The 20,571-nt window shown below is 65.3% G+C and carries 15 protein-coding genes and 1 pseudogene; 8 read left to right on the top strand and 8 right to left on the bottom strand.

Features of this window, described 5'->3' with window-relative positions:
- Positions 1-78: 78 nt before the first annotated feature.
- The 3 genes and pseudogenes from SKZ59_RS03705 to SKZ59_RS03695 form a co-directional block, all read right to left on the bottom strand.
- Positions 79-1,416 (bottom strand): annotated as a pseudogene (locus tag SKZ59_RS03705) (type II toxin-antitoxin system HipA family toxin).
- Positions 1,417-1,419: 3 nt separating this feature from the next.
- The gene (locus SKZ59_RS03700; RefSeq protein ID WP_070301402.1) at positions 1,420-1,719 is read right to left on the bottom strand and encodes a helix-turn-helix transcriptional regulator; all 300 of its coding nucleotides are present in this window, start codon (positions 1,717-1,719) and stop codon (positions 1,420-1,422) included.
- Between the two features lie 152 nt (positions 1,720-1,871).
- A complete protein-coding gene (locus SKZ59_RS03695; RefSeq protein WP_319990875.1) occupies positions 1,872-3,503 on the bottom strand; it encodes an alpha-D-glucose phosphate-specific phosphoglucomutase in 1,632 nt (543 codons plus the stop codon).
- A 316-nt stretch (positions 3,504-3,819) separates the two neighbouring features.
- On the opposite strand from SKZ59_RS03695, the gene SKZ59_RS03690 reads away from it, so the two are divergent.
- The 8 genes from SKZ59_RS03690 to SKZ59_RS03655 all read left to right on the top strand — a co-directional run bounded on the left by SKZ59_RS03690 (position 3,820) and on the right by SKZ59_RS03655 (position 13,198).
- On the top strand, positions 3,820-6,081 hold the full coding sequence (locus SKZ59_RS03690) for a TonB-dependent siderophore receptor (RefSeq protein ID WP_319990874.1): 2,262 nt from the start codon (positions 3,820-3,822) through the stop codon (positions 6,079-6,081).
- A 51-nt stretch (positions 6,082-6,132) separates the two neighbouring features.
- Positions 6,133-6,879, top strand: a complete 747-nt coding sequence (locus SKZ59_RS03685; RefSeq protein WP_319990873.1) for a DUF4198 domain-containing protein — start codon at positions 6,133-6,135, stop codon at positions 6,877-6,879.
- A gap of 2 nt (positions 6,880-6,881) precedes the next feature.
- Positions 6,882-7,217 carry a DUF3649 domain-containing protein gene (locus tag SKZ59_RS03680; RefSeq protein ID WP_319990872.1) on the top strand — a complete coding sequence of 112 codons (336 nt, stop codon included), beginning with the start codon at positions 6,882-6,884 and terminating at the stop codon, positions 7,215-7,217.
- Positions 7,214-8,836: a PepSY-associated TM helix domain-containing protein gene (locus SKZ59_RS03675; RefSeq protein ID WP_319990871.1), complete on the top strand. Its 1,623-nt coding sequence runs from the start codon at positions 7,214-7,216 to the stop codon at positions 8,834-8,836. Before SKZ59_RS03680 ends, SKZ59_RS03675 begins: the two co-directional genes overlap by 4 nt.
- Positions 8,836-9,189 carry a DUF3325 domain-containing protein gene (locus SKZ59_RS03670; RefSeq protein WP_319991089.1) on the top strand — a complete coding sequence of 118 codons (354 nt, stop codon included), beginning with the start codon at positions 8,836-8,838 and terminating at the stop codon, positions 9,187-9,189. The genes SKZ59_RS03675 and SKZ59_RS03670 overlap by 1 nt, the downstream gene beginning before the upstream one ends.
- Positions 9,190-9,194: 5 nt before the next feature.
- On the top strand, positions 9,195-9,722 hold the full coding sequence (locus SKZ59_RS03665; RefSeq protein ID WP_319990870.1) for a sigma-70 family RNA polymerase sigma factor: 528 nt from the start codon (positions 9,195-9,197) through the stop codon (positions 9,720-9,722).
- A complete protein-coding gene (locus SKZ59_RS03660; RefSeq protein WP_319990869.1) occupies positions 9,719-10,672 on the top strand; it encodes a FecR domain-containing protein in 954 nt (317 codons plus the stop codon). Before SKZ59_RS03665 ends, SKZ59_RS03660 begins: the two co-directional genes overlap by 4 nt.
- 78 nt (positions 10,673-10,750) lie before the next feature.
- Positions 10,751-13,198 carry a TonB-dependent siderophore receptor gene (locus SKZ59_RS03655; protein ID WP_319990868.1) on the top strand — a complete coding sequence of 816 codons (2,448 nt, stop codon included), beginning with the start codon at positions 10,751-10,753 and terminating at the stop codon, positions 13,196-13,198.
- On the opposite strand, the gene SKZ59_RS03650 is transcribed toward SKZ59_RS03655, so the two are convergent.
- The 5 genes from SKZ59_RS03650 to SKZ59_RS03630 form a co-directional block, all read right to left on the bottom strand.
- Complete coding sequence (locus SKZ59_RS03650; RefSeq protein ID WP_319990867.1) at positions 13,189-15,003, bottom strand: putative bifunctional diguanylate cyclase/phosphodiesterase; 1,815 nt, start codon at positions 15,001-15,003, stop codon at positions 13,189-13,191. The two genes, SKZ59_RS03655 and SKZ59_RS03650, sit on opposite strands and share 10 nt — an antisense overlap.
- Before the next feature lie 168 nt (positions 15,004-15,171).
- Positions 15,172-16,800, bottom strand: a complete 1,629-nt coding sequence (locus SKZ59_RS03645; RefSeq protein WP_319990866.1) for a methyl-accepting chemotaxis protein — start codon at positions 16,798-16,800, stop codon at positions 15,172-15,174.
- Positions 16,801-17,032: 232 nt separating this feature from the next.
- A complete protein-coding gene (gene xylB / locus SKZ59_RS03640) occupies positions 17,033-18,502 on the bottom strand; it encodes a xylulokinase (RefSeq protein ID WP_319990865.1) in 1,470 nt (489 codons plus the stop codon).
- 17 nt (positions 18,503-18,519) lie between these two features.
- Positions 18,520-19,410 (bottom strand): AraC family transcriptional regulator, encoded by an 891-nt coding sequence (locus SKZ59_RS03635; protein WP_319990864.1) that lies wholly within the window; start codon positions 19,408-19,410, stop codon positions 18,520-18,522.
- A gap of 35 nt (positions 19,411-19,445) precedes the next feature.
- The gene (locus SKZ59_RS03630; protein ID WP_319990863.1) at positions 19,446-20,570 is read right to left on the bottom strand and encodes a sn-glycerol-3-phosphate ABC transporter ATP-binding protein UgpC; all 1,125 of its coding nucleotides are present in this window, start codon (positions 20,568-20,570) and stop codon (positions 19,446-19,448) included.
- Position 20,571 lies beyond the last annotated feature (1 nt).

Raw genomic sequence — 20,571 nt, 5'->3', positions numbered from 1 at the left:
TGTAAGTAAGTGAAGTGAAGTGAAAAGAAGCGTCCGCCAGCAATGGTCGGGCGCTTTTTTTATTTCCAGTCGTACTATTCAGGCCGGCATCTCGCGCAGCCGTTTGCTTGACCGCCGCAATCCATCGAAAATGGATGCGGCTACATCAGCGGGGAAATCCTGCGCCAGAAGCGCACTGACTTGAGCGATGACGTCATCCACGCTGGCCAATACCTCTTCGATGATATGTTCGGCAACGGCCGCGCCCAGGCCGACTTGCCGGGCATGGCTGGACCAATGGCGGCGCTGGATCTCGTCGATGTGATAGTGATTTCCCGCTCCGCGCAGCGCCATGGCCAGCCTCGCGCGCCGATACGCAAGCTGATGCGCGCCATTGCCGATGATCGGATGGGCGGACAAGATGTCATACAGCGGGGTTGCCTGGAATTGGCGATGGGGCAGGTGAACGATGCTGAAGTTCTTGGCATGTCCATCGGTGGCTGCCAGCAGCTAGAAAATGAGCTGCGTTTTGAAAAACCGTTGTCGATCACTTTCAGCTTGTGCGGAACCGAGCAAAATCTCCATGATCCTGGTAATCCCTGGCCCCCCATCGGCCTGGTATTTCCGCAACGGCGAGGTGCCGGTAGCCTGGCAAAAATCCTCCTGCGGCAATCGTATTATCCAGCTGCCGTCATGCGAAAGGCGGCGGTCGAAACGTTCGACCACCAGGGTTTTCAGCCCATAGAAGGTCTGGATCGAGCAGGAGGCCGTAGGTAGCCCGAAAGCATGCATGATTTGCGAGCACAGCCATTCATTTTCCACCGAGGTGCGCATGTCGGCCTGCATATTGCCCACCAGCCCCATCGGCAATTTGAAGATATGCGTAGTGGGAGTGTTGCCCGTGGGTCGGTGCCATTGGCCTTGATGCCACAGCAAGGCGCTTTTTTCCTGAGCACCGGCAATCGACAAGCGCAGCTCATCCGCTTCTGTCCCGTGCCCAAAAGGTTTCTCGGCAAGAGTATTGCGCAAGATGCCGGCGACGCCCGCCGCATCGAGCGGCTCGCCTGTAATGGAAAACAGATCCACCGGCGTTTCACCGGGCGGCAGCAACTGGATCGCACCGACACAGTCTCGCCCGACTGCTGCAAGCAGTTGATACGGTTCAATACCGTCGGTATGAAAATGCAAGGCCAGACGGCGCCGGATCGGTTCACTGTCGGGCAACAGATTATCGAAGTAATGCTGGACCACGGCGCCCCGGTAAGCCTCGTTGTGCGGCTTGAAGGGCATGGAGAGCGACAATGGTCGTCCGGCCTCGTCATCGAGCCACGTATCGAAATACGTGAACGAGGATTTGCCTGGCATGGCATCCCAACAGCCGACAGGCGTACCGTTCAGCCAGACGTTCAGGCGTTGCGCATGTGCTTTTCTTCCCATGACTTACCAGACGTCCTTCTCCCCGGATGGGGGAACGATTTTTTCCGGCCGCATTCCCCCCATGCTACCTCTGGACGCGGGGATAGCATCGGCACTTGCCAATTCCATCTCCACACCAAGCAGGCGCAATATCAGATACAGGCGCTCGACGCTGGTCGAAGCAGGATTGGCTTCGATCTGCGCGTAACTTTGCTGTGTCACGCCAAGCCGCTCCGCCAGGGCTTGCTGGGTAAGTCCAGCCTGCTTGCGGTAGCTGATCAGCAAAGGGCGTAGTTGCTGCAGGGTTTTGATGGGGTAGCGCATGAGGTAACTCCGGACGGTTAGCTCATAGTATAGAAGCAATCAAACAAGATACAAGTCATAGGCTGTATTTTAAAAATACAACCCAAACGCTGTAAATTCATAATACAACCCTCAAACTGTAAATCGAAATGACAGTTTGAAGGTTGTATTTGTCAGGTCGTCACCGTCGGCGCATCGTGCCCCGTGCGCTCGCGGATCTGCGCGACCTGCTGCGCCACCGCGATCAGCCCCGCCAACGCTTCCTGGGTGGGAATATCGTGCCGGGCCGGATCGGCTTCGTAGCGTTCCAGGTACAAACGCAGGGTGGCTCCCTCGGTGCCCGTGCCGGACAGGCGCAGCACGATGCGCGCGCCGTCCGTCATGATGATGCGGATGCCCTGCTGCGTGGCCACGGAGCCGTCGACGGGGTCCGTGTAGCTGAAGTCGTCGGCCAGCGCCACCGTGTAGCCATTGACGACCTGGCCCGGCAAGGCGGCCAGCTGGCCGCGCACGGCATCCATCAGCTGCGCCGCGCAAGCGCTGTCGATGTCTTCGTAGTCGTGGCGCGAATAGTAGTTGCGGCCATACATGGCCCAGTGCGCGCGCACGATGTCTTCCACCGATTGCTTCTTCTCTGCCAGCAGGTTGAGCCAGAACAGCACGGCCCACAGGCCATCTTTTTCGCGCACGTGGTTCGAGCCCGTGCCGTAGCTTTCTTCGCCGCACAAGGTGGCCATGCCGGCGTCGAGCAGGGTGCCGAAGAACTTCCAGCCCGTCGGCGTCTCGTAGCACGGTATGCCCAGCGCGCCAGCGACCCGGTCGGCCGCGCCCGACGTGGGCATGGAGCGGGCGATGCCGGACAAACCGGCGCGGTAGCCGGGCGCCACGCTGGCGTTGGCGGCCAGGATGGCCAGGCTGTCCGAGGGTGTCACGTCGAAGCGTCGGCCGACGATCATGTTGCGGTCGCCGTCACCATCGGAGGCGGCGCCGAAGTCCGGCGCATCAGCGCCGGCCATGATGGCGATCAGCTGCTGCGCGTTGACGGGATTCGGGTCCGGATGGCCGCCGCCAAAGTCTTCCAGGGGCAGACCGTTGATGACGCTGCCCTTCGGCGCGCCCAGCATGCCTTCCAGGATGGCCGTCGCATACGGGCCGGAGACGGCGTGCATGCCGTCAAAGCAGATGCGCAGGCCGCCCGCGAACAGGGCGCGGATGGCGTCAAAATCGAACAGCTGCTGCATCAGTTCCGCGTAGTCCGCGACGGAATCGATCACTTCGACCGTCATCTGCTCGATGCGCACGGTGCCCAGGGTATCGAGGTCGATATCGGCAGCGTCGCTGATCCGGTATTCGGTGATGGCTTGCGTGCGCGCAAACATGGCTTCGGTGACCTTTTCGGGCGCCGGGCCGCCACTGGCGATGTTGTACTTGATGCCGAAATCGCCATCGGGGCCGCCCGGGTTATGGCTGGCCGACAGGATGATGCCGCCGCTCGCGCCCTGCTTGCGGATCACGCAGCTGACGGCCGGCGTCGACAGGATGCCGCCCTGCCCCAGCAGCACGCGCGCATAGCCGTGCGCGGCCGCCATGCGCAGCACCGTCTGGATGGCCGCGCGGTTGTAGTAACGCCCGTCGCCGCCCAGCACCAGGGTCTGGCCGCGGCAGTCGCCGAGCGTGTCGAAAACGCTCTGCACGAAATTTTCCAGGTATTGCGGCTGGCTGAACACGCCCACTTTCTTGCGCAGGCCCGAGGTGCCTGGCCGCTGGCCGGCTATCGGCGCCGTATTGATGATTTGAATAGCCATCTTGCCTCCATATTAACTTTGCATGTTAACGCATGCGGGGCTGGCGGCAAAGCGTTGTACGTCTGCCACGGTGCGGTAAACCGCTTACGCTGGCTGCGGCAATGCCGCACCTCACTCTTGCATGTCTCGCAACCCCGCACTATAATAAGAATAGTTCTCATTCACATTTAGGCTCTCACCAGAGTCTGCACGCAGCCACCGGCTGGTGCGCAGCTGGATGACACGCTGCGCCAGCCAGGCACTACGCCAAGCAAGCCTTCCCCTATCAATACCTGTGTGCCGCACAAAGGCAGGCGCACGAGAAGAAGGATGTTTCATGGCGCGAGCACGTTCGCTGGCCGGCATGGTTGCCGGCCCGTTTTCCCCACCCATTTCCAAGGTTGCATTGCGGCCGCTGGCCATCGCCGTGCATTCGGCCTTGCTGACGGCGGCCCTGGGCGCGGGCGCGGCCCTGGCAGCGGAAGCGCCCGCCAAGCCCGAAGAAGCCACCTTGAGCGAAATCAAGGTGCAGGCCCAGCAAGACAAGGCGTCGACCGAGCACACGGGTTCCTACACCACCAAGCAGATGTCCACGGCCACGCGCATGGGCCTGTCCATCCGCGAAACGCCGCAATCGATTTCCGTGGTGACGCGCCAGCGCATGGACGACATGGGGCTGAACAGCCTGGCCGAGGTGCTGGTGCAGTCGACGGGCGTGACGGTGCAGGAAAACGACAGCGAACGCACGAGCTTTTCGGCGCGCGGCTTTTCCATCGGCAATTACCAGATCGACGGCGTGGCCGTCAATTCCGGCAGCAATGCACTGTTCGACACGGCTATCTATGACCGCATCGAAATCGTGCGCGGCGCCACGGGCCTGGTCAGCGGCAATGGCGACCCGTCGGCCACCATCAACATGCTGCACAAGCGTCCCGGCAAGGAGTTCGCCGCCTCGGCCGGCCTGACCGTGGGCTCGTGGAACAAAGTCCGCCTCGAAGGCGACATCAGCGCGCCGCTGAACGCCGACGGCAGCATCCGCGGAAGAGTCGTCGTGGCAGGCCAGAACCGCCATTCCTATATGGACCTGTACAAGGAACGCAAGCTGGTGGGCGCCGTCATCGTCGAGGCGGACCTGACGCCGGACACTCTGCTGACGGCCGGCATCGACTATCAAAAGAACACGCCGAAAGGCACGAGCTGGGGCACCACGCCCCTGTTCTTCTCGGACGGCACCTCGGCCAACATGCCCCGCTCGTTCAACATGGCGGCCAAGTGGAGCAGCTGGGAGCGTGAATTCGAAAACAAATACGTCTACCTCGAGCACCGCTTCGCCAATGACTGGAAGATCAAGGCTGCCTACGGGCGCCTGGACAGCTCCTCGAACGGCAAGCTGTTCTACGGCGGCAGCGGCTTTCCCAACCGCGACGGCAGCGGCCTGGAAGTCTGGAGCGGCGCCTTCCCCTACGATGAAAAGCAGGACAACTTCGACCTGTCGGCCAATGGCGCCTTCACCCTGTTGGGCCGCCAGCACGACCTGGTGCTGGGCGTGAACGGCTGGAAGCGCACCGGCACGACGAATGAAACCCTGCTGCCCGATCCGCTGCCCTACGCCACCACCATCCCCGACTTCCTCCACTGGACGGGCGACGTGCCCGAGCCGGTGCTGACGCGCACGGGCGCGCGCGACGTCGCCACCACCAAGCAGTCGGGCGCCTTCATCGCCACGCGCATCAACGTCACGGACAACTTCAAGGTGCTGGCCGGCGCGCGCGTCTCCCGCTGGGAAACATATAACGACCGCATCGACACCCAGGGCCGTTTCGTGAAGCGCAGCTCCGCCTACAAGACGGACGACGTCGTCACGCCGTATGCGGGCATGGTGCTCGACGTGAGCAAGAGCACCTCGCTGTACGCCAGCTATACCGACCTGTTCAAGCCGCAAAACCTGAAGGACAAGAACAACGCCTTCCTCGACCCGATCACGGGCAGCAACGTGGAAGCGGGCGTGAAGAGCGAATTCTTCGACGGCGCCGTGAATGCTTCGTTCGCCGTGTATGAAGCCAAGCAGGACAACCTGGGCGAGGAAGACAGATCGGTGCCGCTGACCTTCGTGCTGCCCGATGGCAGCCGTCCCTATGTCTCTTCGGGCAAGGGCACGAAAAGCAAAGGCTACGAAGCGGAAGTGTCGGGCAGCCCCTTGAGCGGCTGGCAGCTGTTCGCCGGCTACACGCACAACAAATCGAAGACGGGCAAGGGCGTGGTGACCAACACCATCCAGCCGACCAATATGCTGCGCGTCTCGACCACCTACCGCCTGCCGGGCGAGCTGCAAAACGTCACCGTCGGCGGCGGCTTGAACTGGCAGAACGAGATCTACACGACAGCCACCCTGCCGAACAAAAGCAAGATCCGGGTCAGCCAGGGCAGCTACGTGCTGGCCAACCTGATGGCGCGCTACCAGATCAGCCCGAAACTGTCGGCCAGCCTGAATGTCAACAACCTGTTCGACAAGACGTATTTCCGCCGCGTGGGCTTCTATAACGGCGGCTATTACGGCGAGCCGCGCAACGTGGCACTGAACCTGCGCTACCAGTACTGAAGCACGATACGAGCCGATTTTCCACTCACATAACAAGATAAGGGATACACCATGCACATCACTTCCATCGCGCGCCTCGGCGCTCTCGCCACCGCCCTGCTGGGCGCAGCCCTCGTCTCCGGCAGCGCCAGCGCGCACCAGATCTGGCTGCAGCAGGACGGCAAGGCGGCCAGCGTCTACTTCGGCGAATTCGGCGACAACCTGCGCGAAGCGTCGCCCGGCCTGCTCGACAAGTTCAGCATCAAGAACGTGACGTGGGTATCGGCCAAGGGCACGCAGCCGCTGCAGGCAAGCAAGACGACCGGCGCGTTCCTCCTCAATGGCAAGGTGGGCGCCGGCGAAAGCATCATCGTCGAGGAAGACAACTACCCGTCGTGGGAAGAGAAAAAGGATGGCAAGGCCACGCGCACCGTGTGGGTCCCGGCCGCGCGCCTGATCGCCGACGGCAAGGCGCAGACGCCAGCGTTGACCCTGGACCTCGTGCCGACCGGCAAACCAGGCCAGTTCCAGGTCAGCTACCAGGGCAAGCCGCTGGCGCAAGCCAAGGTCAACGCCGTGGTGCAATCGGGCTGGGGCAAGGAAGCGTGGAGCGATGCGCAAGGCCTGGTCAGCTTCCCGCTGCCATGGAAGGGCACCTATGTGCTGGAAGTGCAGCACACGGACAAGACGGCCGGCCAGCGCGGCGCGCAAGCCTATGACAAGGCCATGTTCGTGACCACCCTGAGCCTGGTGCAGCCGCAAGGCGTGACGCCGCTGCCGGCCGGCCCGGCCCTGCCGCCCAGCAAGGATCACGACTGACCATGCCAGCGCCAGCCATCATTAAGATGCCGCGCCTGCGGCTGTCCGCCGGCGCCGTGTACCGGCTCGGCGTGGCCTCGCGCAGCGTGGCGGCCATCGTCGGCGGCTACGTGCTGGCCGCGCTGGTCACCATGCTGCTGTCGGTAAGCCTGCCCATGGCCCGTTCCGAAGCCGTCATGGCAGCTACCCTGCTGTCGTTTGCCATCTACACCTGCGCCGTGATGTGGGTCTTCGCCACGCGCAGCGCCCTGCGCGCCTGGCTGGGCCTACTGATGCCGGCCGCCGTCATCGCCGCCATCCTGCAGTGGATGGACGCACTATCCTGGAGTCTCGCATGAAAGAAGGTTTCCGCCAGTCGATGGCATGGCTGCACACCTGGTCCGGCCTGCTCGTCTGCTGGATTTTATTGCTGGTGTTTTGCGCCGGCACGGCCAGCTACTACCGCAATGAAATCACGCTATGGATGCAGCCCGAACTGCATGGCGCCGCCGCCAGCGAAGTGAGCACCGAGGAAGCTGCCAAGGTCGCGCAGCAGGCAATGGAAGAGCGGGCCACGGGCGCCACGCGCTGGTTCATCAGCCTGCCCGGCGAGCGCAGCGCCGCTACGCAACTGGGCTGGAGCAAGCCGTCGCAACCGGGCGAAAAGAAACGCGGACGGCGCGGCAATTTTCATAGCGAAAAAGCCGACCCGGCCACGGGCGAGGTGCTGTCCAAGCCGCGCGAGACGCGGGGCGGCGAATTCCTCTACCGCCTGCACTTCGACCTGCACTACATGCCGGCCATATGGGCCCGCTGGATCGTGGGTTTCTGCGCCATGTTCATGTTCGTCTCCATCATCAGCGGCATCGTCACGCACAAGCGCATCTTCAAGGACCTGTTTACCTTCCGGCCGAAAAAGGGCCAGCGCTCGTGGCTCGATGCGCACAACGTGACGGCCGTGCTGGCCCTTCCCTACCACATCATGATCACCTACACGGGCCTGGTCACGTTGATGTTCCTGTACATGCCATCGGGCGCCACGGCCGCCTACAAGGGCGACAAGGACGCGTTCTTCGCCGAAGCGTTTCCCGGCCGCTCGGGCGACAGCAAGCCGGCCGGCGTGGCCGCCCCGCTGACGGCGCTCGCGCCCCTCGTGCGCCAGGCGGAACAGCACTGGGGCGGCGGCAAGGTCGAACGCATTTCCGTCAGCCACCCGGGCGACGCCAACGCCACCATTTCACTGACGCGCGCGGGCGGGCGCGACATGTCGTCGAAGCAGCCATCGATGGAATTCGATGGCGTTTCCGGCAAGCTGCTGTCGACCGACGGCGACGCACAGCCCGGCGCGGCCGCCACGCAAGGCGTGATGGTGGGACTGCACGTCGCGCATTTCGGCGGCCCGCTGCTGCGCGCCCTGTTCTTCCTGTCCGGCCTGGCCGGCTGCGCCATGGTCGCCACGGGCGCCCTGCTATGGGCCGTCAAGACGCGCCAGAAGCAGGCCAAGGCGCTGGCCGCCGGCAAGCGCGCCAGCTTCGGCCTGCGCCTGGTCGAGGCGCTCAACATCGGCGCCATCGCCGGCATCCCGATCGCCTTCGGCGCCTACTTCTGGGCCAACCGCCTGCTGCCGGTGGCGATGGAAGACCGGCCGCAAGAGGAAATCGCCTGCTTCTTCGGCGCCTGGGCCCTGGCCGCCATCATCGCCCAGCTGCGCCCGTCACGCGCCATGTGGCGCATGCAGCTGGCCGCCGGCGCCTTCCTGCTGGCGTCGCTCCCTGTGCTGAACGTCTTTACCACCAATTCGCACCTGGGCGTCACACTGTTCCTGGGCCGTGGCCCGGTGGCGGTGGCCGCCTTCGACCTGGTGGTGCTGGTACTGGGCCTGGGCCTCGCGTATGCGGCGTTCAAGTTGAAACCGCTGCCCGTGAAAGCGGCCAAGGCGGCGCCAGTACAACCGGCGCAGACGATGGAGGCCGCGTGATGGAGCTGCTGTCGAACTTCCTCGTCTTTGCCTTGTGCTATGCGGGCCTGTCTTCGCTGTGTCTGGCCATGGACCGCCACTACGCCGACCTGCACGGACGCGGCGCCGAACCGCCCGTGCCGCTGCGCCGCCGCCTGCAATGGGCAGGCTGGCTGGCGCTGGCGGCGGCCCTGGTCTGGGCCATGCACATCGCCGGCGGCGGCTATGGCCTCGTCTACTGGGTCGGCAGCCTGACGGGCTGCGGCTTGCTGCTGATCTGGCTGCTGCCGTATGCGCCCCACCAGGCCATGCGCCTGGCGCGCATCATCGGCGTGGCGGCCTTGCTGGCCGCCGTCGCGCTGGCAGTGCTGTAATTATCATGGCCATGCCACCCCTGCTGCCCACGCAGCTGGAAAGCCATTACCGCGCGCACCACGGCTGGCTGGCGTACTGGCTGCAGCGGCGCCTGGGCAATGCTGCCGAGGCGGCCGACCTGATGCACGACACCTTCGCGCGCCTGCTCGCCGGCGCGCCCATGCAGCCGCAAACGCCGGCCCTGCGCGCGCCCAAGGCTTACCTGGCGACCGTCGCCAAACATCTGCTGATCAACCACTTGCGCCGCCAGTCGCTGGAACGCGCGTGGCTGGCCGCGCTCGCCGCCCTGCCCGAACAGCATGCGCCATCGACCGAACAGCGCGCGGAAATCCTGCAGGCGCTGCAAGCGGTCGACGCCATGCTCGACGGCCTGAAACCGAAGGTGCGCGCCGTCTTCATCATGGCGCAGATCGAAGGCCATGCCTATGCGGACATCGCCGCGCAGCTGGGCATCGGCGAGCGTTCCGTGAAGCGCTACATGGCCGAGGCGCTGACCGAATGCGTGCTGCTGGCGCAGGACTTGCCGGCATGAGCGCGGCCACTTCGCCATATCCACCGTTGTCGCGCAAGGTGGCGCGCCAGGCCGTCGAATGGTATTTGCTGGAGCAGTCAGGCCAGGCCACGCCGGACGACCTGGCAGCCAGCGCCCAGTGGCGTGCACGCGACCCGGAACACGCGCGCGCCTGGAACAGGGTGCGACAGGTAAGCCAGACGGCAGGCCTGCTGCCGCCGGAGTTGGCCGTGTCCGTGCTGCGCCGGCCGCAGCGCCGCGTGGCCGTGCAAGTGCTGCTGGCGCTGATGGCGGCGCCCGCCGCCTGGCTGCTGGTGCGCCACGACATGCTGGCCGATTACCGCAGCGGCGTGGGCGAACGGCGCGAAGTCTCGCTGCCCGATGGCGGCACCGTGGTGCTCAATACGGACAGCGCCGTCGACGTGGCGTATGGCGCCGGCGAACGCCGGCTGACCCTGCGCCGCGGCGAAGTGCTGGTGCAGACGCGCCCCGACCATGCGGGCAGCCGCCCTTTCATCATCGTCACCTGCCATGGCCGCATCCGCGCGCTGGGCACGCGCTTTACCGTGCGCGTCGACGACGACGGCAGCCGCGTGACGGTGCTCGAACACGCGGTGGAAATCACGCCGCGCGCGGCATCGGCCACCGTCCGCACGCTCGTGGCGGGCCAGCACAGCCGCTTCGACGCCAATCACACGGGCCTGCCCACGCCGGCGCCGCTGCAAGCCGATGCGTGGGCGCGCGGCATGCTGGTGGCGCAGGACATGCGCCTCGACACCTTCGCCTTCGAGCTGTCACGCTACCGCCCCGGCCTGCTGCGCGTGGAGCCGCAAGTGGCGGGCTTGCGCCTGTCGGGCGCCTTCCAGCTCGACGACACGGACGCCGTACTGGACAGCCTGGCGCGCATGCTGCCCGTCGACGTGCTGTACCGCACCCCGTACTGGGTCACCATCGCGGCCCGCAAAAAATAATCGTGAAAAGTTGGCCCCTTTTTTCGGCATGGCCTGTCCTGTAAGTACGACAACGACACTCACCGGAAAGGCCACACCATGCACCCACCCCGTTTGACTCCCCTCGCGCGCGCCATCGGCAGCGCCTTGATCCTGCTGTCGCTGGCGCAAGCGCCGGCCATGGCGGCCGATGCCAACGCGCCAGCCGCCGCGCAAACGCTCTTCCACGTGCCGGCCGGCGAACTGTCCGCCGCCATCGCCAGCTTTGCCATCGAAGCAAAAGTGAGCGTGGGCGCGGCGGCCGAACTGCTGCAAGGCGTGCGCACGCCTGGCCTGAGCGGCAGCTACACGGTGCCGCAAGCACTGGCCCGCCTGCTGGCCGGCACGGGCCTCGAGGCGCTGCCCAGCGGGGAACGCAGCTACGTGCTGCGCAAGGCCGGTGCCGCATCGACCGGCGCGCCGATTGCCGCCACCCTGGACGAAGTGGCCGTCAGCTCCAGCGCCCTGCGCGACGGCACCACGGAAGGCAAGCGTGGCTACGCGGGCCTGACCAGCGCCACGCGCCTGAATCTGTCGCTGCGCGAAACGCCGCAGGCCGTCAGCGTCATCACGCGCCAGCAGATCGACGACCAGGGCTTGCGCACCTTGCAGGACGTGCTGGTGCAGGCACCCGGCATCACGGTCGACCATTCGTCGAGCACACGCGAATACGACCAGGTATTTTCACGCGGCTTCGAAGTGACGTCGTACATGTTCGACGGCATCCCCACCAGCAAGAACCTGGAAGCGCGCACCTACGACATGGCCATCTACGACCGCGTCGAAATCATCCGCGGCGCCACGGGCCTGATCAGCGGCACGGGCAGTCCGTCGGCCGCCGTCAACCTGGTGCGCAAGCGCCCGGGCCGCGCTTTTGCCGCCACGGCCGGCGCGCAGCTGGGATCATGGGACCGCTACCGCATCGAAGGAGACGTCTCGACGCCGTTGACGGCGGACGGCAAGGTACGCGCGCGCCTCGTCGCCGCGCATGAAGACCAGCGCTCGTTCATCGACCGCTACCGGCAGAAAAAGGACGTGCTGTACGCCATCGTCGAAGCGGACCTGACGCCGTCGACGGTGCTCAGCGCCGGCATCAACTACCAGCAGGAAAAGCTCAAGGGCGCGGGCCGCGAATTCCCCATGTTCTATGCCGACGGCTCGCAGACCCGCTTCCCCCGCTCGATGAACGGCACGGCCGCATGGAGCACGTATGACCGCGAACAGAGCATGTTGTTTGCCACGCTCGACCATTATTTCGACAACGACTGGATCGCCAAGCTGGCCGTCAGCCGCAGCAGCAACCAGTACGATGCCTTGCAGGGTTTTTCCGGCAATGGCTACCCGGACCGCATGACGGGCGGCGGCATGCGGCTGTGGCTGGCCAACTGGCACAGCAAGCCGCAACAGACCTCGCTCGACGCGTACGTCAGCGGACCGTTCCAGGCCTTCGGCCGCCAGCACGAACTGGTGCTGGGCGTGAGCGCCTCGGAACTCGAGACGAATAGCCCCATCTATCCGGGCTGGCGCCTGGCCGGCTATGATCATGCGGTGCCGAATATCCACGCCTGGAATGGCGACATGCCGGTGCCCGACTACAGCGGCACGCGCCTGGGCAGCTCGTACGACAAGGAGCGCGAAAGCGGCCTGTATTCGACGCTGCGCCTGCGCCCGACGGACGCGCTGTCGGTGATCCTGGGCGCGCGCCTGTCGTACTGGAAGCGCGACATCCGCAGCGATTACGATGCCGACACGGACCTGTACGACGCGATGCGCGAAAACGGCAAGATCACGCCGTATGCGGGCCTCGTCTACGACCTGGGCCGAAACTGGTCGGCCTATGCCAGCTACACGAGCATCTTCACGCCGCAAAGCCAGCGCGACGTCAACAGCCGCTTCCTGGCGCCGCTCGAGGGCAAGAACTACGAAGTGGGCGCCAAGGGGGAATTCTTCGGCGGCAAGCTCACCACCAGCGCCGCCGTCTTCCAGCTGAAGCAGGAAAACCTGGCCGAAGCCGATCCGGGCAATGTCTGGATCATCGGCACGGGCGGCGGCTCCTACGCCTATCACACGGTCAAGGGCGCCACCACGCGCGGCTTCGAGGCGGAAGTATCGGGCCAGTTGCGCCCCGACTGGCAGCTGACGGCCAGCTATGCGCATAGTCGCATCCGCAATGCCGCCGGCGCACGCATCCAGACCAACCAGCCGCAAAACATGGCCAAGCTGTGGACCACCTGGCGCCTGGCGCAAGGCATGCCTGGCCTGGTGCTGGCCGGCGGCGTGAACTGGCAGAGCGATATCTACATGGACGACCGCGGACCGAATGGCGAACGCTTCACGCAGAAGGCGTATGCGGTGGCGGGACTGATGGCGCAGTACCAGGTCAGCAGGCAGCTGGTGGCGACCCTGAACGTCAATAACGTCTTCGACAAGCGCTACTATTCGACGGGCATGGGCGGCTACTACGGCGATCCGCGCAACGCCATGCTGTCGCTGCGCTATCAGTTCTGAATGGCTTCGCTACTTTTGAGCAGCGCCTCGATGTCCTCGGGCGCCACGGCGCGGCCGAGAAAATAGCCGAACGCTTCGTCGCAACCCATCTCGGCCAGCAGTTCCAGCTGCTCGCCGCTTTCCACGCCGCCGGCGATGGTGCGCAGTCCGAGCGTGCGCGCCATCGCCACGATGGCGCGCACCACGGCGCTATCGCCGCCCGGCTTGCCCAGGTCGTCGACGAAGCACTTTTCGATCTTCACGGCATCCGTGGGAAAGCGTTTCAGGTAAGTGAGCGAAGCGTCGCCCGTGCCGAAATCGCTGATGGCGATCGCCATGCCCAGCTGGCGGAACTGGCGCAGTATCAGTTCGCAGTTCTGGTTGCTGTCGATCAGGATGCCGGCGACGATTTCCAGTTCGATGCAATGGCCCGGCACGCCGGCCACCTCCAGCGCGGCGGCGAAATTGCGCGCGATATCGCGCTGGTAGAACTGGCGCGCCGACAGGCTGACGGACACCGTCAGCATCTGCCCCTGCGCGATCCAGCTGCGCGCCTGCTCCACGGCCGTGGCCAGCACCCAGGCACCGACCGGCAGGATCAAGGCGCTTTCCTCCAGCACCGGCAAAAAGTCGAGCGGCATCATCAGGCCCAGTTCCGGGTGCTTCCAGCGCAGCAGCGCCTTCACGCCCGTGATCCTGCGCGTCTTCAAGTCCATGCGCGGCTGGTAGTACAGCACGAATTCATTGCGTTCGAGCGCGTGGCGCAACGCCGTCTCGAGGATGGTGCGCGAATACGACTGCGTCTGCATGCGCGGCGCATAGCGCTGGCAAGTACCGGGCGCGTGGCGCTTGGCCGCATACATGGCCAGGTCGGCCTTTTCGATCAGCGCATTGACGTCGTCATCGTCGTCCGGGTACAGGGCCACGCCCACGCTGGCCGCCACCGACAGGCTGTATTCGCCGATGACGAAGGGCGCGGCGATGGCGCGGACGATTTTTTCGGCCACCCGCTCGGCATCGTGCGCCGTGCGCAGTTCCGTCAGCAGGATGATGAATTCGTCGCCGCCCTGGCGCGCCACCGTATCGACCTTGCGCACGCACTGCTGCACCCGGCGCGCGAACTCCGTCAGCACCTGATCGCCCACGTCGTGCCCCAGGCTGTCGTTGATGGATTTGAAGCGGTCGATGTCGACGAACAGCACGGCCAGCAGCCCCTGGTGGCGGCGCGCGTAGGCGATGCCGTGCTCGAAGCGGATCTGGAAATGCAAACGGTTCGGCAAACCCGTCAAGCCGTCGTGGTGGGCGATGAATTCCAGCTGCTGCTCGGCGCGCCGGCGCGCCGACACATCGTGCAGCAGCAGCACCGCGCCGCCCTGCGCCAGCGGCGCGCAGCTGTATTGCACGTCGATGCGCTTGCCGTCGAGATGGCGCAACAGCACGGCGCCGCGCGCCACTTCCAGCACTTCCTGCCGCGCCACGCAGTCGCGCACCTGGCGCGCCGCATCGATGGGCGTGCCATCATGAAACAGCGGCAGCAGCTGCGTCACGGCCTTGCCCGGGCCATCGTCGCCCTGCAAGCCGCCCATGGCGCTGGCGCGGGGATTCAGGTACCGCACCACGCCATCGTGGTCGGTGCCGATGACGGCCGCCGGCAGCGCATGCAGCAGCGCCAGCGCATCTGCCATGCGTTGCGCCTGCGCCGCCTGCAGCACCACGCCCGTCGCATGGCGCATGCGCCACATGCGCGCCGCCCGCCACTGGCAGGCCAGCAGCACGGCGAGCACCATGGCCAGGGCCAGGCACAGCGCCAGCAGCAGCGCCGTCATACGTCACCCGGCAGGCGGAAAGTACGGAACATAGTTTTCCTTTGCAACGTGCGCCATGCGGCCGGGCGCAGATACATGCTGAAAGGAAATAATATAAGAATTTTGGCGCGATATTTGCCTGATCGGGCGCCGCTTGACTGGCATCAAGCGGCGCGCGGCGCGTGTGCTTCAAGCCAGCGACAGCGTCCGGGCCGGGGCGGCGCCCGCCGCTGCGGCCACGCCGGGCGTGCCGTGCAGCTTGAAGATGCTGACGGCGTCGGCCAGGCTGGCCGCCTGCTGCTGCAGCGCGTCTGCGGCGGCGGCGGCCTGCTCCACCAGGGCCGCGTTCTGCTGCGTCACGCCATCCATCTGGCTGATGGCGATGCTGATCTGCTCGATGCCGTCGCGCTGCTCCACGCTGGCCACGGCGATCTCGCCGATGATGGCGTTCACGCGCTGCACGCTGCTCACCACGTCATCCATCGTGCGCCCCGCCTGGCCGGCCAGCACGCTGCCCTCTTCCACCGTGCGCACGGATTCGCCGATCAGCTGCTTGATTTCCATGGCCGCCGCGGCCGAGCGGTGCGCCAGGCTGCGCACTTCCGTCGCCACGACGGCGAAACCACGCCCCTGTTCGCCCGCGCGCGCCGCTTCCACAGCCGCATTCAGGGCCAGGATATTCGTCTGGAAAGCGATGCCGTCGATGACGGCGATGATGTCGACGATGCGCTTGGACGAAGCATTGATATGGCTCATGGTCTGCACCACCTGCGCCACGGCTGCGCCGCCGCGCTGCGCCACGTCGGACGCGCCGCCAGCCAGCTGGCGCGCCTGGTCGGCGTTGTCGTTATTCTGCCGCACGGTGGACGTCAGTTCGATCATCGAGGCGGCCGTCTCTTCCAGCGAACTGGCTTGTTCTTCCGTGCGCGAAGACAGATCCATATTGCCGCTGGCGATTTCCGCCGAGGCCATGGCGATGGCGTCCGTGCCGGTGCGCACACGTCCCACGATGGCAGCCAGGTTGCCGCTCATGGCTTTCAGGGCCCGCAGCAGGTCGCCGATTTCATCGCGGCTGCCATCGGCCACCACGGCGCGCAGGTCTCCGGCGGCAACCTGCTGGGCGATGCCGACAGCCGCGCCCAGCGGCACCGTGATGCTGCGGATCAGCCACCACACGGTGACGCTGCCGACGACCAGGGTCACCAGCACGGTGGCCAGCATGGCGATGCTGGCGCTGCGGTGCGCGGCCGCGTCCTGCTCCTTCATTTGCGCCATCAGGCTGTGCGACTGCTTGCCGATGGTCGTCACGATGGCGTCGATCTGGCGCGTCGGTTCGCGATCCATGCCCTTGACCAGCGCATCGACCACGTGGGCGCTGTCGGCGCGCGCGCCATCAAATTTTTGCAGGGCCGCCAGGTAGCTCACGCCCAGCCCGTCGTGCGCCTGCAGCGCCTGCGCCACGGGCGCCGTGTCGAGCCCCAGCGCCGCCATCATCGATTGCAGGCTTTTCAATTCCTTGCGCGTCTGCGCGCCGCTGGCGACAAACGCTTCGCGGTAACGCTGGAAGGCGGCCGTATCGCCGCCGCGCAGCAAAATATTTTTCCACTCCTGCACCTGGATCTTGAATTCCACCTGCGCGCTGCGCGCCGCATCGACCGCTTCCGTCAGGGCCACGGAGCGCTGCATGGCGTCCGCGCTGCGCGCGCTGGCCGCGTCGAGCGCGCTCCAGCCACGCGCACCGACGAACACCAGCGCAAGAAAGAAGAAGGCGCCCAACAGACCGAGGCGGATGGAGATTTTCAGATTCGCGAGTTGCATGGGTTTCTCCCGGCGGCAAGAACAGGATGGCAACAAAGGCGCCGCCAAAACTATCCAATTCTCACCAAATGGGGAAATCATGCGGCGCGCCCCGTGAAAAACCAAGCAACGCTTTCGCTAAAGAAACACTTTCAACATAGAAACAACAAATTACAAGGAAAGGTTGACTTCCTGGCCATAGTGACGCGCTCGCAGCATGGTCAGGCCGGCAATCTTGCCGGTCGCTTCAGCGCTACACCGCAGCCGCTCCCGCAAACTCCGCGCGCAGCAGCGGATACAAACGCCGGTAGCGCGCCAGCCGTTCGTCCAGCACAGCCGACGCTTGCGGCGCGATTGTCTCCTGCGCGGCTGGCCGCGTGCACACCTGCGCGGGCGGCAAGCCCGTCACGGCCATCTGCGCCAGGCGCGCCGCGCCCAGAGTGCCGCCAGCCACGCCGTGGTCGTGGCGCAGCACATTCAAGCCCGAGGCATTCGCGCACAGCTGGGCCCAGAAGCGGCTGCGCGAACCGCCGCCGACGAACGATGCTTCTTCCAGATGCGTGCCGGCGCTGCGCAAGGCCGCATTGCCGTCGGCCATGGCAAAGGCCACGCCCTCCATCACGCTGTAGGCCAGTTCGGCGCGCCCGTGTTCCGTCGACAAACCGAAAAACACGCCGCGCGCGGAAGCGTCGTTATGCGGCGTACGTTCGCCGCTCAGGTAAGGCAGGAAGACGGGCGCCGTGCGCGCCTCGACGTTTTCCGCCAGGCTGACCAATTCGCCGATGTCGGAAGACTGCGTCAGCCGTGCTACCCAGCTGAGGCTGGACGCGGCGCTGAGGATCACGCTCATCTGGTGCCAGCGCTCGGGCAGGCAGTGGCAGAACGCGTGCACGCCCTGGCCCGGATTCGGCGCAAAGCCGTCGCTGCCCGCGAACAGCACGCCGGACGTCCCCAGCGACAGCAGGCCGGCGCCCGGCTCCACCACGCCCAGGCCGACAGCCGCCGCCGCATTGTCGCCCGCGCCGCCGGCCAGCAGCACCGGGTGCGCGATGCCCCATTCCTGGCACAGCGAGGGCCGCACCTGCGCGGCGGCGGCGCTGCCTTCGACCAGGCGCGGCATGTGCTCGCGCGTCAAACCGGTGGCGGCCAGCATGCGCTCGGACCAGTCGCGTTTGGCCACGTCCAGCCATAGGGTGCCGGAAGCGTCGGACATGTCGGACACATACTCGCCCGTCAAGCGCAGGGCCACGTAATCCTTGGGCAGCAAGACCTTGGCCGTGGCGCGGAACAGCGATGGCTCGTATTTTTGCAGCCACAGCAGCTTGGGCGCCGTAAAGCCGGGCATGGCCTGGTTGCCCGTGATGGCGCGCGACTCAGGCACCAGCGCCTCGAGTTCCACGCATTCGGCAAAGGCGCGCGTGTCGTTCCACAGGATGGCCGCGCGCAGCACGTGCTGCTGCTTGTCGAGCAGGGTGGCGCCATGCATCTGGCCCGACAGGGCGATGCCGCGCAAGCCGGAAAACGCCACCGGCTGGGCGGCGCGGATGGCGGCGATGACGTCCAGGGTGGCGTGCCACCAGTCTTCGGGATTCTGTTCCGACCAGCCGGGATGGGGGCTGGACACGCGCAGGGTCACGCCGGCGCTGGCAACGATGGTTTGCGCGTCATCGGTGAGGATGGCCTTGACTTCGGAAGTGCCGATATCGATACCGAGATAAGTCATTTGATTCCAGAATAAAGTTAAGAATGGCCGTCGCCGGACGGATCGGGCATGTTCATCAGCAGGCAGGAGCGGAACTTCGACGGCGACATCTGCTTGTGGGCCAAAAACTGGCGGTTGAAATTGGAAAGGTTGTTGAATCCCGTGCGGTAGCAGATATCGGTGACCTTCATGTCCGTGTTCATCAGCAGCTCGCAGGCCAGCGCGATGCGCTCCTGGTTCACGTACTGGATGAACGAGGTGCCCGTATGCTTGCGGAAGAAACGCGTGAACTTGAGCGTATTCATCTCCGCCACGTCAGCCACGTCCTGCTCGCAAAAATCGAGCGTGATGTTTTGCTTGATATACGCCAGCACCAGGTTGATGGTCGACGACATGTAGCGGCCCGCCTGTGCCAGGTAAGTAACGCTGGCCAGCGGGCGCCGCTCGCGGCACTCGCACAGCTCGCCGAACAGGCGCGTAAACAGTTCAACCCGGCGCAAGCCCTGTGCCGTCGTCAATTCCTTCATCAGCGGCACCAGGCGCAGGCCCAGCGCATCGGGAAATTGCAAGCCCCTGGCAGCCTCGCCCAGCAGGGTTTTCAGCGGCGCCATTTCCGGGAACAGCAGCGCGCAGCGTTCGATGAAGTCGCCGGAAAACTGCAGCACCAGGTCGCGCTCGGGCAAGACCACGCCTTCCGGCAGTTCGCTGACCCAGTTGTGCGGCAGGTTCGGCCCCGTCAAGATCAGATTGCCCGCCCCGTAGCTGCCGATATGGTCGCCGATGAAAAATTTGCCGTTTGACGTGATGATGAAGTGCAGTTCGTACTCGGGATGAAAATGCCATTTCGCCACCGTATGCGGAAAGCCGTGCGCCCACGCGCGAAACGATTCATGGATCGGTTTGTGGATCAGTTCCAGGTCAGGCGTCACGGCAGTTCCCTTGCGCGGTCTCGTTGCCAGCTATTCTAACCACTTACCTGGGCATTGAGCGCCAAAGCCAGACCGCTGTCGGCGTCGAACAGGTGCATGTGCTCTTCATCGAAGGCCAGCGCCAGGGTCTGGCCCACCTGCGCCGCGCTGTTGGCCGCGTTCGCCGGCAGCAGCGCCGACAAGGTCAGGGCGCCGCACTGGAAGCTGATCAGCGCTTCGGCGCCCAGCAGCTCGACCAGGTCGATCACGCACGCCAGGCCATGCGTGCCTGCCTGCTCCTGCGGCAGCGCCGCGCGCAAGTGATTCGGACGCAGGCCGAATACCACGCGCGTGCCCTCGGCCAGCGCGGTGAAGCGGGGCGATATCAATGGCCAGCGGTAGCCGGCGCACACGAGCACCGTTTGCCCGCCCTCTTTTTCGACGACGCCATCGATGAAGTTCATGGCCGGGGTGCCAATGAAGCCGGCCGCGAACAGGGTGCGCGGATGGTTGTACAGTTCCGCCGGCGTGCCGATCTGTTCGATATGCCCGCCTTTCATCAGCACCACCCGGTCGGCCAGGGTCATGGCTTCCAGCTGGTCGTGCGTGACGTACAAGGTGGTGGTGCGCAGGCGGCGGTGCAGGCGCTTGATGTCGGCGCGCAGCTGCGCGCGCAGCTTGGCGTCCAGGTTCGACAGCGGCTCGTCGAACAGGAACACCTGCGGCGTCTTGATCATGGCGCGCGCAATGGCCGTGCGCTGCTGCTGGCCGCCCGACATGGCGCGCGGCTTGCGTTCCAACAGGCTGTCCAGGCTGAGGATGGCCGCCACCTCGCGCACGCGGCGCTCGATCTCGTCGTTCGGCACCTTCAGGCGGCGCAAGCCGAAGGCGATATTGTCGTACACCGTCATGTGCGGATACAGCGCGTAGTTCTGGAACACCATCGCCACGTTGCGCGCGCGCGGTGGCAAATCGTTGACGATGGCGCCGCCGATGTGCAGCTCGCCGCCGCTGATGTCTTCCAGGCCCGCGATCATGCGCAGCAAGGTCGACTTGCCGCAGCCCGATGGCCCCAGCAGGACGATGAATTCGCCGTCGGCTATCTCCAGGTCGAACGGCTGCAGCACGGCCGTCTTCTCGTCATAAGTCTTGTGCAGCTGCCTGCAGGCGATGTTTGCCATG

Source organism: Janthinobacterium sp. GMG2 (genome assembly GCF_033949445.1).
Classification (GTDB): domain Bacteria; phylum Pseudomonadota; class Gammaproteobacteria; order Burkholderiales; family Burkholderiaceae_D; genus Janthinobacterium; species Janthinobacterium aestuarii.
Note: the sequence above shows the minus strand (reverse complement) of the source record. Positions and strands in the feature narration are given on the sequence as shown.

Excerpts from the sequence above, each read along its gene's own strand:
- SKZ59_RS03700 (WP_070301402.1), bottom strand. The coding sequence starts at position 1,719 with ATGCGCTACCCCATCAAAACCCTGCAGCAACTACGCCCTTTGCTGATC.
- SKZ59_RS03695 (WP_319990875.1), bottom strand. The coding sequence starts at position 3,503 with ATGGCTATTCAAATCATCAATACGGCGCCGATAGCCGGCCAGCGGCCA.
- SKZ59_RS03690 (WP_319990874.1), top strand. The coding sequence starts at position 3,820 with ATGGCGCGAGCACGTTCGCTGGCCGGCATGGTTGCCGGCCCGTTTTCC.
- SKZ59_RS03685 (WP_319990873.1), top strand. The coding sequence starts at position 6,133 with ATGCACATCACTTCCATCGCGCGCCTCGGCGCTCTCGCCACCGCCCTG.
- SKZ59_RS03680 (WP_319990872.1), top strand. The coding sequence starts at position 6,882 with ATGCCAGCGCCAGCCATCATTAAGATGCCGCGCCTGCGGCTGTCCGCC.
- SKZ59_RS03675 (WP_319990871.1), top strand. The coding sequence starts at position 7,214 with ATGAAAGAAGGTTTCCGCCAGTCGATGGCATGGCTGCACACCTGGTCC.
- SKZ59_RS03670 (WP_319991089.1), top strand. The coding sequence starts at position 8,836 with ATGGAGCTGCTGTCGAACTTCCTCGTCTTTGCCTTGTGCTATGCGGGC.
- SKZ59_RS03665 (WP_319990870.1), top strand. The coding sequence starts at position 9,195 with ATGGCCATGCCACCCCTGCTGCCCACGCAGCTGGAAAGCCATTACCGC.
- SKZ59_RS03660 (WP_319990869.1), top strand. The coding sequence starts at position 9,719 with ATGAGCGCGGCCACTTCGCCATATCCACCGTTGTCGCGCAAGGTGGCG.
- SKZ59_RS03655 (WP_319990868.1), top strand. The coding sequence starts at position 10,751 with ATGCACCCACCCCGTTTGACTCCCCTCGCGCGCGCCATCGGCAGCGCC.
- SKZ59_RS03650 (WP_319990867.1), bottom strand. The coding sequence starts at position 15,003 with ATGACGGCGCTGCTGCTGGCGCTGTGCCTGGCCCTGGCCATGGTGCTC.
- SKZ59_RS03645 (WP_319990866.1), bottom strand. The coding sequence starts at position 16,800 with ATGCAACTCGCGAATCTGAAAATCTCCATCCGCCTCGGTCTGTTGGGC.
- xylB (WP_319990865.1), bottom strand. The coding sequence starts at position 18,502 with ATGACTTATCTCGGTATCGATATCGGCACTTCCGAAGTCAAGGCCATC.
- SKZ59_RS03630 (WP_319990863.1), bottom strand. The coding sequence starts at position 20,570 with ATGGCAAACATCGCCTGCAGGCAGCTGCACAAGACTTATGACGAGAAG.